This window comes from Photorhabdus sp. RM71S (genome assembly GCF_042879355.1).
In the GTDB taxonomy this organism is placed as follows: Bacteria; Pseudomonadota; Gammaproteobacteria; order Enterobacterales; family Enterobacteriaceae; genus Photorhabdus; species Photorhabdus kayaii.
In genome coordinates, this window is sequence record NZ_JBHFKV010000001.1 from 242,833 (window position 1) to 255,778 (window position 12,946).

At 42.1% G+C, this 12,946-nt stretch carries 11 protein-coding genes and 1 other RNA gene; 10 read left to right on the plus strand and 2 right to left on the minus strand.

Annotation, left to right across the window (positions count from 1 at the left end; all coding sequences use genetic code 11):
- The first annotated feature begins 50 nt into the window (after positions 1 to 50).
- Positions 51 to 164: antisense sRNA RprA (rprA, locus tag ACGF5R_RS01040), an RNA gene on the plus strand.
- 104 nt (positions 165 to 268) lie between these two features.
- On the opposite strand, the gene ppsA is transcribed toward rprA, so the two are convergent.
- Positions 269 to 2,647 (minus strand): phosphoenolpyruvate synthase, encoded by a 2,379-nt coding sequence (gene ppsA / locus ACGF5R_RS01045; RefSeq protein WP_112875757.1) that lies wholly within the window; start codon positions 2,645 to 2,647, stop codon positions 269 to 271.
- A gap of 340 nt (positions 2,648 to 2,987) precedes the next feature.
- Between ppsA and ACGF5R_RS01050 the strand changes: the two genes are divergently transcribed.
- The 8 genes from ACGF5R_RS01050 (at position 2,988) to ACGF5R_RS01085 (ending at position 11,255) form a co-directional block, all read left to right on the plus strand.
- On the plus strand, positions 2,988 to 3,869 hold the full coding sequence (locus ACGF5R_RS01050; RefSeq protein WP_112875756.1) for a pyruvate, water dikinase regulatory protein: 882 nt from the start codon (positions 2,988 to 2,990) through the stop codon (positions 3,867 to 3,869).
- A gap of 141 nt (positions 3,870 to 4,010) precedes the next feature.
- Positions 4,011 to 5,057 carry a 3-deoxy-7-phosphoheptulonate synthase gene (locus ACGF5R_RS01055; RefSeq protein WP_112875755.1) on the plus strand — a complete coding sequence of 349 codons (1,047 nt, stop codon included), beginning with the start codon at positions 4,011 to 4,013 and terminating at the stop codon, positions 5,055 to 5,057.
- A 172-nt stretch (positions 5,058 to 5,229) separates the two neighbouring features.
- Complete coding sequence (hemP, locus tag ACGF5R_RS01060; RefSeq protein WP_112875754.1) at positions 5,230 to 5,427, plus strand: hemin uptake protein HemP; 198 nt, start codon at positions 5,230 to 5,232, stop codon at positions 5,425 to 5,427.
- Between the two features lie 89 nt (positions 5,428 to 5,516).
- Complete coding sequence (locus ACGF5R_RS01065; protein WP_112875753.1) at positions 5,517 to 7,538, plus strand: TonB-dependent hemoglobin/transferrin/lactoferrin family receptor; 2,022 nt, start codon at positions 5,517 to 5,519, stop codon at positions 7,536 to 7,538.
- Positions 7,539 to 7,568: 30 nt separating this feature from the next.
- The gene (locus tag ACGF5R_RS01070; protein ID WP_112875752.1) at positions 7,569 to 8,642 is read left to right on the plus strand and encodes a hemin-degrading factor; all 1,074 of its coding nucleotides are present in this window, start codon (positions 7,569 to 7,571) and stop codon (positions 8,640 to 8,642) included.
- Entirely contained in the window at positions 8,639 to 9,457 is an 819-nt protein-coding gene (locus ACGF5R_RS01075; protein ID WP_112875751.1) for a hemin ABC transporter substrate-binding protein, read from the plus strand. Before ACGF5R_RS01070 ends, ACGF5R_RS01075 begins: the two co-directional genes overlap by 4 nt.
- Positions 9,454 to 10,461 carry an iron ABC transporter permease gene (locus ACGF5R_RS01080; RefSeq protein ID WP_112875750.1) on the plus strand — a complete coding sequence of 336 codons (1,008 nt, stop codon included), beginning with the start codon at positions 9,454 to 9,456 and terminating at the stop codon, positions 10,459 to 10,461. Before ACGF5R_RS01075 ends, ACGF5R_RS01080 begins: the two co-directional genes overlap by 4 nt.
- The gene (locus tag ACGF5R_RS01085) at positions 10,461 to 11,255 is read left to right on the plus strand and encodes a heme ABC transporter ATP-binding protein (protein WP_112875749.1); all 795 of its coding nucleotides are present in this window, start codon (positions 10,461 to 10,463) and stop codon (positions 11,253 to 11,255) included. The genes ACGF5R_RS01080 and ACGF5R_RS01085 overlap by 1 nt, the downstream gene beginning before the upstream one ends.
- 49 nt (positions 11,256 to 11,304) lie before the next feature.
- On the opposite strand, the gene ACGF5R_RS01090 is transcribed toward ACGF5R_RS01085, so the two are convergent.
- Positions 11,305 to 11,919: a hypothetical protein gene (locus ACGF5R_RS01090; RefSeq protein WP_112875748.1), complete on the minus strand. Its 615-nt coding sequence runs from the start codon at positions 11,917 to 11,919 to the stop codon at positions 11,305 to 11,307.
- 263 nt (positions 11,920 to 12,182) lie between these two features.
- Here ACGF5R_RS01090 and ACGF5R_RS01095 point away from each other — a divergent pair, with 263 nt between their 5' ends.
- Complete coding sequence (locus ACGF5R_RS01095) at positions 12,183 to 12,548, plus strand: helix-turn-helix domain-containing protein (RefSeq protein ID WP_387689301.1); 366 nt, start codon at positions 12,183 to 12,185, stop codon at positions 12,546 to 12,548.
- Positions 12,549 to 12,946: the final 398 nt, after the last annotated feature.

Below are 12,946 nucleotides of genomic sequence, written 5' to 3' on the forward strand. Positions count from 1 at the left end.
GTAAATTAGGACAATTCTTAATGAATAAACTATTTAACTAAATTAATATAAGTGGGCTATGAACGAGACGTTTATTTCTCCTTTTGATGGTTCTACTTGTTAGAAACACCTATATTGCTGTGTGTAGTCCTTGCCTATCACGCCCATGATAGGCTTTTTTTTTGCTATTTTTATACTTTCCCTTAGAACGATAATTAACGACTCTAGTTGTTAAAAAACCCGCCATTATTTTGACGGGCCTTTAGTTTCAATTGAGTATTATTCTCAATTAACTCACTTTCGCTAATCCTAACCAAGTTTTTACAACGGTATCTGGATTTAATGACAGGCTATCAATCCCTTCTTCCATCAACCAATGAGCAAAATCCTGATGGTCTGAAGGCCCCTGACCACAAATTCCCACATACTTGTTTTGACGCTTAGCCGCTTGAATAGCCAATGAGAGCAGCGCTTTGACCGCATCATTACGTTCATCAAATAGTTCAGATACCACCCCAGAATCCCGATCCAAACCAAGAGTCAGTTGAGTCATATCATTAGAACCAATAGAGAAGCCATCAAAATGTTCAAGGAACTGTTCTGCCAGAATTGCGTTGGACGGAATCTCGCACATCATAATGACTTTCAATCCGTTTTCACCGCGCTTCAACCCTTGGGATGCCAATTCAGCAATCACTGCTTCAGCCTGCGCTACCGTACGAACGAACGGGATCATAATTTCAACGTTGGTCAACTCCATATCATTACGTACACGTTTAACGGCTTCGCACTCCAATGCAAAACAGCGACGGAAACTGTCAGAAACATAACGCCCTGCACCACGGAAACCTAGCATAGGGTTCTCTTCATCAGGTTCATAAATGTCACCACCAACCAGATTGGCATATTCATTGGATTTAAAATCAGACAAACGGACAATAACCCGTTTCGGCCAGAATGCAGCCGCCAGAGTGGCAATCCCCTCCGTCAAGCGCCCAACATAGAACTCAACCGGGTTGTCATAACCTGCCATCAGCGATTTTATCTCTTGCTGCAACTCAGGAGTTTGCTGATCAAACTCCAGTAATGCTCGGGGATGTACACCAATCATCCGATTGATAATAAATTCCAAACGAGCAAGACCTACACCATCATTCGGCAAACGGGCAAAATCAAATGCACGATCTGGATTGCCGACGTTTAGCATAATTTTTACATCAAGCTCTGGTAACTGATCGACTTGAGAACTTTGTACAGTAAAATTCAGTTGATTTTGATAAACAAAACCCGTATCACCTTCCGCACAGGACACTGTCACCGACTGATTCTCTTTCAAACGTTCCGTTGCATCACCACATCCAACAACTGCGGGAATGCCCAATTCACGGGCAATAATCGCTGCATGACAGGTCCGGCCACCGCGGTTAGTCACAATCGCAGCAGCTTTTTTCATAATAGGCTCCCAATCCGGATCGGTCATATCAGTAACCAGAACATCACCCGGTTGGATGCGATCCATTTCATTCAAGTTGTGAATAACTTTTACTCGACCTGCACCAATACGATGGCCTATGGCACGTCCTTCCACCAATACCTGACCTTGTTCATTCAGTTGGTAACGTTCCATAACCTGCTGATTTGAGCGGACAGTTTCAGGACGCGCCTGAACAATGTATAACTTGCCGTTATGACCATCTTTAGCCCATTCAATATCCATTGGTCGGCCATAATGTTTTTCAATTAGTAACGCCTGACGCGCCAATGCCTCAACTTCTTCATCAGCTAAAGAGAAACGATTGCGTTGTGATGCTGGTACATCTTCGATGCGTACCTGCTTGCCATGTTCTTTATTGTCAGCATAGATCATATGCAGTTTTTTAGAACCCAGATTACGTCGCACAATTGCTGGTTTACCCTTATTCAGGGTTGATTTATGAACATAGAACTCATCCGGATTCACAGCGCCCTGAACAACCATCTCACCCAATCCGTAAGCAGAGGTAATAAAAACAACCTGATCAAACCCTGATTCAGTATCAATAGTGAACATCACACCGGAAGAGGCGAGATCAGAACGCACCATACGTTGTACACCCGCTGATAATGCAACCCCCCGATGGTCATATCCCTGATGGACACGATAGGAAATAGCGCGATCATTAAACAATGAAGCAAACACATGTTTGATGGCAACCATCACAGTATCAATGCCTTGCACGTTTAGAAAGGTTTCCTGCTGCCCGGCAAAAGAGGCGTCAGGCATATCCTCAGCCGTTGCCGAAGAACGTACAGCAAAAGAGGCTTCAGGCTCTCCTTCAGACAACTGTTGATAAGCATCCTGAATATCTTTTTCTAGTTGTGGCGTAAATGGTGTATCAATCACCCATTGGCGAATTTGTGCACCGGCTTTAGCCAGTTGATTGACATCATCAACATCCGTTTCATCCAGCAAGTCATAAATACGCTGATTGACACCACTTTGTTCCAAGAAATCATTAAATGCCTGTGCTGTCGTGGCGAAACCATTCGGGACAGAAACCCCCAACTCTGACAGGTGAGTGATCATTTCTCCCAGGGAGGCGTTTTTACCACCAACCCGGTCAATATCATGCATACCTAATTGGTTATACCAAAGCACATTACGCGGAGTGAGGTCATTATTGGGCATTAAAACAATCCTTTTAGCATTCGTGAGAGATACCCGTTATCTTTCAAGTTGCCTCTTTGTTGGCTGCACTCACTCACCCCAGTCACATCGTTATCTATGCTCCCGGGGATTCGCTCCCTTACCGTCGCGATGCATCTTGAAATCCATAGGGTATACAAATCGGAAAATTGGCACTGCATAGCGCAGTCATAAATAGACTAACACAATGTTTTCGCACACATAGAAAGGTGAATCGATCAACCCAACACATTATTTTTTTCTTAGGTATACTTTGCAGAAAATCGAAACTCGGTTTCATTTAACTAAACGATTGGAAAGATAAAAGGTCACTATAAATATCATGGCAAAATTCAGATTAGAAACATCAGCGAAACGTAATGGTCGTAATAGTGTTGAAAGTGTTGAACGCACTGTCTTTTTTATTTCAGATGGCACGGCAATTACCGCAGAAGTATTGGGCCATGCTGTCTTATCACAATTTCCCATCAAAATAACTTCTTATACTCTTCCTTTTGTTGCCAGTGAAACCCGCGCAGAAGAAATAAAGCAACAAATAAATCAGATATATCAGGATACGCGTATAAGACCTTTAGTTTTCTATTCTATTATCTCTTCTGGAGTGAAAAATATTATTACCAGCAGCGAAGGATTTTGTCAGGACATTGTACAAACACTGGTAGCGCCATTACAGCAAGAAACCGGGTTGGAACCCAAACCCGAACTTAATCGCACTCACGGCCTGACTGAGAAGAATCTCAGCCAGTACGATGCACGTATAGCTGCTATTGATTATGCCCTGGCACATGATGATGGTATCTCTTTACGTAATCTTGACCAGGCACAGGTTATCCTATTGGGCGTATCCCGCTGTGGGAAAACACCCACTAGCCTCTATTTAGCCATGCAATTTGGTATTCAGGCTGCAAATTATCCTTTTACTGCGGATGATATGGACAATTTACAATTACCTGCGACATTAAAACAATTTCAACATAAGTTATTCGGTTTAACTATAAGCCCTGAACGGCTGGCAGCGATTAGGGAAGAACGTCGAGAAAATAGCCGTTATGCATCATTGAGGCAATGTAGAATAGAAATTTCCGAAGTTGAAGCTTTATTCCGTAAGAATAAGATTAATTATCTTAACACCACCAATTATTCTGTTGAAGAAATCTCAACCAAAATAATCGATATGATGAAGCTAAACCGCCGAATGTTTTAAAAATATATCAATAGGAATAATGGAAAAAAATTTATCATATGATTAATTATATCATTTGTTTAACTTAGTCGTTTTCGTTTATTGTAATTTCAATTACCTATAGATATGCCTGCTAATGTGAAACGAACTTCGAGAAAATATATGTACAAAACAGATGGTTTAAGGACTCACCGTGTCGACAGTTTGGTAACACCTCAAACTCTTGCAATTCAATTTCCCGTATCCGAAAAAATCGTCAACAATGTGACAGCGTCACGGAAACGTATTGCCGATATTCTTTGCGGGAACGATCCACGGCTTATGGTAATCATCGGTCCTTGCTCTATTCATGATATTGATGCCGCTTTAGATTATGCTCAGCGACTGAACAGATTGCGTGAAAAATACCAGCACAGACTGGAAATTATTATGCGCACCTATTTTGAGAAACCACGCACAGTGGTGGGCTGGAAAGGTTTAATTTCAGATCCCTATCTCGACGGTTCTTGCCAGGTAAATCGGGGCATTACTTTGGCCCGGAAATTATTGGTTGACGTCAATGAGTTGGGTTTACCTACGGCAACCGAGTTTCTGGATATGGTGACCGGCCAATATATTGCCGATCTGATCAGTTGGGGCGCGATCGGAGCCAGAACAACAGAAAGCCAGATTCACCGAGAAATGGCATCCGCCCTCTCCTGTCCAGTTGGCTTTAAAAATGGAACGGATGGCAACATCCGTATCGCCATAGATGCAATCCGTGCAGCCAGTGCCTGTCACACATTTCTCTCGCCAGATAAGCACGGCCAGATGACCATCTATCAAACCGAAGGCAACCCATACGGCCACATTATTATGCGTGGAGGCAAACAACCTAATTACAGTGCTAAAGATATTGCTACAGCTTGTACTCAACTACGTGAATTTAATTTACCAGAACATTTAGTTATCGATTTCAGTCATGGTAATTGTCAAAAAATTCATAAACGCCAACTGACTATAGCAAAAGAGGTGGGCCACCAGATTCAAGAGGGTTCTACCGCTATTGTCGGTGTGATGGTTGAAAGTTTTCTGGTTGAAGGCACCCAGCAAGTCATTCAGGGGCAACCGCTAAATTACGGTCAATCGATCACAGATCCTTGTCTAAACTGGCAAGATACAGAACAGCTTATTGACATTCTCGCCGAAGCAGTAAGTTACCGTTTCTAAATCCTTATTCCGAGTTAGCCTTTTTCATTCATAAGAGGCTAACTGACAACACATTAATTAAATTTCATTAATATGTTGCTCCTGACCACCAAAAATATTGCTTGAAGTCACCTCTTTATATAACGATAATAATTCTCACTATGATAATAGTTAGTATTCGCAAAGTGGTTTTATGACTAAAATATGTCACCAACATTCTTGTATTACACTTGAAAAACAATGCAACACCTATCCTGCTGAAATTGTAGAAATTGGCTACATTGACAGTAAACAACTATTAGGTGAGCTAGGAATTACCAGAATTCGTCACCAAGGAGAATTCTACCAATTGCGCCAAACTAAAGCCGGTAAGCTGATACTAACTAAATAAAATAATAACTCAGCCAGCCACCCGGATCGCGTATCGGGGCAGCCAGCTATATCCATAACTCATAAAATATTATTATGGAGATTCGCCTGATGTCTCAATCTGCAAGATCAACACTCAAACTATCAGCATTAAGCTTGGCAATTATCAGTAGTATTCCGGCTGCTTATGCGGCAACAAAATCGCTCGATGCCGACAGTGATAAATCATCCCGCGAGGTGATAACTGTTTATGCAACAGGTAATGAAAGGGATAGTTTCGACGCTCCCATGATGGTAACTGTGATAAAGAGTAAGTCACCACAAAGTCAGACAGCCGGTAATGCTAACGACCTCATCAAAAAAATACCCGGTATTAATATAGCCGGTACAAACCGTGCTAATGGGCAAGATGTTAGTCTGCGTGGTTATGGTCCAAAAGGTGTTTTGACGTTGATTGACGGTATTCGCCAAGGTACCGATACCGGTCATATCAATGGCACGTTCCTGGACCCAGCACTCATTAAACAAGTCGAAGTTGTACGCGGCCCTTCCGCCCTACTCTACGGCAGTGGTGCCTTAGGCGGTGTGATCGCTTATCAAACTGTCGATGCCGCAAATCTTCTGCAAGCTGGTCAAGATCACGGATTCCGCGTTTTTGCCCGCGGTGCAACGGGTGACCATAGTATGGGCTTTGGTGGTGCAACGTTCGCGAAATCAGAATCCCTGGATGGTGTATTTGCCTTCAGTACCCGTGATTCAGGTAACATCCGTCACGGTGGTGGTGTGGTTGCCGATAATGACGAATTTATCAGTAACCTGATGGCAAAAGGCAGTTGGAAAATTGATGACAACCAGTCCTTAAGCAGCCAATTACGCTATTACCGTAATGAGGCTAATCAGCCTAAAAATCCGCAATCTCTTACTAGTAAAAATAATAAACCTAAATCATGGACTGATCGCACGACAACTCAACGTGACGCCCAACTCAGCTACCAATTAAATCCAGCAGAATATGATTGGTTAAATGCCAAAACTGACCTTTATTATTCCGATATCACTATTGATGCCCGTACTAAAGAGAAGGGTTTCGAAGGCCGTAAACAGAAAACCTATGGCGTAAAATTGGAAAACCGCTCCCGCCTGTGGACAGACAGCCCTCTGGCACATCAATTTACTTACGGTGGTGAAACTTACAAACAGAGACAGACCCCAAAAGGTAACACTGATAGCTTCCCTGATGCTGATATACGCTTTTATTCCGGTTGGTTGCAAGATGAGATAACGCTGCGCGACCTGCCAGTCTCTATTGTCGTCGGTACTCGCTATGACAACTATAAAGGAACGAATTCTAAATATAAGGACGTCAGCGCTGATAAATGGTCTTCCAAAGGAGCTATTAGTATTACACCAACTGACTGGTCGATGCTGTTTACCTCTTATTCTCAAGCTTTCCGTGCACCGACGATGGGGGAAATGTACAGTGATTCTATGCACTATCCTGGAAACTTCTGGACCCCTAATCCAAATCTCCGTCCAGAAAGCAACGAAACGTGGGAATCTGGTTTTGGATTACGTTTCAATGATCTACTAGCAGATAACGACGAGCTGAAATTTAAAGCGAGTTACTTTGATACTAAAGCCAAAGATTATATTAAGTCAGATGTAGTCAACCGAGGAAGGAACACAACATCTGTTAATATATCTAGCGCCAAGATTTGGGGATGGGATGCTTCCATAAACTATGAATCCAATCTGTTCTCTTGGGAACTGGCTTACAACCGCACAGAAGGTAAAGATGAAAAAAGCGGTGGATCTCTTGATAACCTCAGCCCAGATACTATCACCAGCATACTGGAAATCCCTATTGCACAAACCGGTTTCTCTGTCGGCTGGGTAGGTCAATTCACCAAGCATACTGACTTCAAAGGTAAAGATGCTAGAGGTAGAGATCCTAAACAACAGGCAGGCTATGGCGTTAATGATTTCTATGTCAGCTATCAAGGTGAAGGAATGCTCAAAGGTGTGACTACTACAGCAGTTTTAGGCAATGCTTTTGATAAAGAATACTACTCACCACAGGGAACACCGCAGGATGGCCGCAATGCCAAACTGTTAGTCAGTTACCAGTGGTAATTAAATACATGTATTTCAAGGAGTTAAATTGTGAATTATTCACTTTATGAACGTTATCTACAAGCCAAATCCGATAACAAAGCCAAATATGCCCGTGATCTGGCAGCCTATCTGAATGTCAGTGAAGGTGAATTATTACATAGCCGTGTTGGTATCGATGCCAAACGCCTTAATGTTGACGCCCCAACTTTACTGGAAGAGTTAGCTGTTGTTGGTGAAATTAAGGCGATCACCCGCAATGATTTTGCTGTTCATGAACAAATTGGCCGGTATGAAAATACCCATTTCAGCAGCCACGCTGGGCTGGTCCTGAACCCTCGTGAACTCGACTTGAGGATATTCTTTGGACATTGGAGTAGTATATTTTATCTGGTTGAACCCGCAAAAAATGGTGTGCGCCACAGCATTCAATTTTTTGATCATCAGGGTGACGCATTGCATAAAGTTTATGCAACAGGTAATACTGATATAACAGCCTGGGAAGCACTGATAGAAAAATATCAGGCAGAAGACAACCCCACACTGGTCATCAAACCTATAGAAGAAATCACCTATTCAACTCTAACAAATGAATTGAAAGCACAGCTTGATAAAGAATGGCGAGCAATGACTAACGTTCATCAATTCTTCACGTTACTTAAAAACCATAATCTGAGCCGTCAACAAGTTTTCAATGCGGTACAGGATGATCTGGCTTACAAGGTGGGAAATTCTGCACTGAATGAACTTATCAACGCCGCTTATAACGATCAGAATGAGATCATGATCTTCGTCAGTAATCATGGTTGCGTACAAATTTTCACCGGAAAGCTGGAACGTCTGATGCCACATCAGGAAGAAAACTCAGATCAGAAATGGATTAATATCTTTAACCGCAATTTCACACTACATTTAATAGAGAGTGCTATTGCTGAAAGCTGGGTAACCCGTAAACCAACAGAGGATGGTTTTGTCACCAGCCTGGAGTTATTTGATGCTAATGGCAATCAGATTGCTCAACTGTTTGGTCAGCGTACAGAAGGCACTCCTGAACAAACTCAGTGGCGTGAGCAAGTGGCTGCTCTGCCAAAACTGCAATCAATACAGGAAGAGCGTGTAGCATGAAACAATGGCTTCTGACATTTGTCCTTACGGTATCGTTCAGTGCTTTTTCCACTGAACGGATCGTCACTATCGGTGGCGATGTATCTGAAATTGTTTTTGCACTTGGTGAAGGTGAAAAAGTTGTCGCCAGAGACAGCACCAGCCAGAAACCAACCGAATTGCTTGCCTTACCCGATGTCGGCTATATGAGAATGCTTAACCCTGAAGGCATTCTCTCTATGAATCCGACACTGGTGCTAACCAGTGAGTTGGCAAAACCTTCACTGGCACTTAAGCAGCTCCAGGATTCTGGTGTAGAAGTGATTCAGATAACCGGAAAAGCAGCGTTAGAAGCCGTTCCTGAAAAAATTAAGACCGTCGCTAAGGCGGTCAATCAGACTGAACGCGGTGCACAACTGATTCAACAATATCAAAAAGCACTGGCAGAAATACCAACAACTACCTTGCCGACTCGTATTCTGTTTGTGATGAGTCACGGAGGTATCATGCCAATGGCTGCCGGCCAAAAAACCGCAGCGGACAAAATGATTCGCGCTGTTGGTGCCACTAATGCCATGCAAGGTTTCAACAATTACCGCCCACTTTCCCAGGAAGGTGTTATTGCCAGCGCACCAGATCTGTTATTAGTGACGGAAGATGGTATTAAATCAATGGGCGGTTTGGATAAAATCTGGCAATTACCCGGATTGAAACACACCCCTGCCGGTCAAAAACAACGGGTTTTAATTGTAGATGATATGGGGCTACTCGGTTTTGGCCTCGAAACCCCCTCAGTGATGAAACAACTCAGACAGGCGGCGGAGAAGACTCAATGAGCCGTATGAAGTCTCCGGGTTTGGGCTTGGCGTTTCTTTGTTTGTTACTGTCCGGGTTGGCTATTGGTTCTGCCAATATTGGCGCATTATCATTATCTTTCAAGACATTATGGGAATCTTCCATTAGTGATCCCCAGTGGCAAATCTGGCTGAATATCAGATTACCAAGGGTGCTATTAGCCATACTGGTTGGCTGTGCTTTAGCGACTTCCGGGGCTGTAATGCAAGGGTTATTTCGCAATCCACTCGCTGATCCTGGCCTACTAGGTATTAGCAGTGGAGCCGCATTGATGGTTGCAATGGCAATTGTTCTGCCAGTTAGCCTGCCATCTGTCATCGCTGTGTATGGACATATTATCGCCGCTTTTATTGGCAGCCTGTTAATTTCATTACTGATTTTTTCACTCAATAAATATAATTACGGAAATCTGGCCCGCTTATTACTCGCCGGGATTGCTATCAATGCCCTTTGTATGTCTGCTATTGGTGTCCTGAGCTATATCAGTGACGATCAACAGCTACGACAATTCTCTTTATGGATGATGGGTTCACTCAGCCAGATAGAGTGGCCGACGTTGGCAATTACAGCTTCTTTAATTATTCCCGCTATTATCCTAACATTCAGTCAGGCCCGTAAACTGAATCTGCTGCAATTAGGAGATGAAGAGGCCCACTATCTTGGTATAAATGTCCAACGCACTAAATTCCAGTTATTACTACTCAGCGCCCTGCTTATTGGCAGTGCTGTTGCATTAAGTGGTGTTATTGGATTTGTTGGACTAGTTGTCCCACATTTGATCAGAATGAGATTTGGTGGTGATCATAATTGGCTACTTCCCGGTGCTGCTTTAGGCGGAGCTTCTCTTCTGCTTACCGCAGATACACTGGCAAGAACATTAGTCTCACCAGCAGAAATACCCGTTGGCCTAATTACTGGTTTAATCGGCGGCCCATATTTTCTATGGTTGATACTCAAACAACCAGGGCCGGGGAGCCGCACATAATGGATGCCATAAAAAATAATATTTCTCTGCAAGCACAGAATTTAAGCTATTCAATTGGCAACCAGAAAATTATTGATAATGTTTCGCTCTCGGTAAATAAAGGCGAGATTGTCGCCATCATTGGGCCAAATGGCGCTGGGAAATCCACATTATTGCGACTATTAACGGGATATATAAAACCTGAACATGGGCAATGTTATTTACATGGAATACCCATTGAGCAATGGCCTGCGGAACAATTAGCGCGCACTCGTGCCGTCATGCGTCAACATAGCTCACTCTCCTTCCCTTTCAGTGTGGAAGAAGTGATCGCTATGGGGCGCTCTCCTCATGGTATTCATCATAAACAGACAGCAATTGATACCGTTATTGAACAAACGGATTGCCAGGAATTACGTCACCGTGACTACCGGCAACTCTCTGGTGGTGAGCAGCAAAGAGTACAACTCGCTCGTGTCCTTGCCCAACTTTGGCATCCAACACCGACAGAGTGTTGCTTGTTTCTTGATGAACCAACATCGGCCTTGGATCTCTACCACCAGCAACATACTTTACGCCTGCTTTACCGACTGACACGGAAACAGCCTATGGCTATGTGCTGTGTTCTACATGATTTGAATCTTGCTGCTCTCTATGCAGATAAAATCTTTCTATTACATAAAGGGAAGTTAGTCGCTGCGGGTACACCAGAAGAAGTACTAAATGATCACACTCTGAGAAAATGGTATCAAGCAGATCTTGGCATTACCCGCCATCCTGAGACTCAACAGCCTCAGATTTATTTGAGGCAATAACAGTAAATTTGACAGGCAAATTATTTCAGCCAATTGCCTGTCTTACTCTTTACTTACGAAACTTTATTGCATCAGGCAGATACCAGAAAGTTGAAATCAAGCACAAGCAATAACCCAGAAGTTCACATCCTTCCTCAACCATATTTTTTGCTGTTCGATCAAAATGTTCAAGCATCAAACCTTTCCATAATTCTCCCATACCAAACAAACGGGAAAAAACGAGTACACACAAAATACCTGCAACCATCATGCTGTAACTTTGATGGCGCGTAAAATGAACAAGCCCAGCCAACGTATCCCTACCTTTATAAGCAGAGTAAAAAATACAAATTAGCGCTAACGGAATAGCAATCCACGCCCAGGCACCATGAAATATTTCATCAAATATAGCATCCAGCTCTCTTATCAATAAACAAGCAAAAAAACCTGATATCAAAACTAATGCAGGACGTAATTGACTATTCTTTTTCGCTTCCAGCAGAAATACAGCAGAAATAACAAACAGTATACTTTCCTGAGCAATTTCAGTTAATGAGTTCTCCTTCACTGCATTCTGCAAATAGATAACATCAATAAAGAGTAAGCCTATGATCATGGCTAAAATCAGAGCATAAAGAACAAAAAATGCCAACTTTTTAGTTAAAAAAGCCAAGTCCGATTGCATTACAACCTCCATTAAATTAAATGACGAACGATGATACTGTTTTGAATAAATTAGTGAAGATCATTTGATGCTACTTATTATTAAAACAAAGGAAATTTGCATAAATGATAATAATTATCAATTATAAATAGCATTTTTTGCCTATAGATATCCCGGATTTATTTTAAAATACACTCATTAATAACTATAGTTATTATCCTTATAGAAATAACTAACGAAATCTAATATTTTAGCAACTAGCCCACTATCAGTGGGAGGTGAAAATGTCAGAAAGTGTAGTGAATGATATTGTCAGATGGCTCGAAACTCAGCTCCAACGTAACGAAGGTATAAAAATAGCGACCATTGCTGACAGAAGCGGTTATTCAAAGTGGCATCTACAAAGAGTGTTTAAAGAAGTGAAAGGCTATACCTTGGGTGAATATGTTCGTAAGCGGCGTTTACACGAAGCAGCAAGATCTCTGCGTGAAGAAAACCTACCAATCCTTGATATCGCCTTACAGTATGGTTTCAGTTCTCAGGCAACATTTACCCGGATCTTCAAAAAGCACTTTAATACCACGCCTGCCAGATTCAGAGAAAATGGCAATCTCCCTGAATTAAAGTGCTTCTTAGGTCATAAGCAATAACCGAGAGCGCCTAATAACCTTATTGATAGTATTCGCTAATGGTCAATATTTTATTGACCATTTAACTCTTATACTATTTTAATTCACTAACACTATAATAGATCAAAAAACCAAATAAGGATTTTCCAGATAACTATTGGCTAGTCCCGTTTTATTCACTAGAAATGAAGAACAATTACCACATATACCAGCATAAGTGATTTCGGATAATAACTTTATTAAATGACAATAAAATCCATTCAATTTTATAATCCACGATAAATAAACTGATTAATATAATTAAAAAAGGCAGATTCGACTAATAAGTGCAATTTTTCAGAAGGGCGGTCAGTTGCTATAGTAGGCATCTTTCTCGCCAAAGGAAAATGCACTATGGCCTATACACAACTGACCGAAAC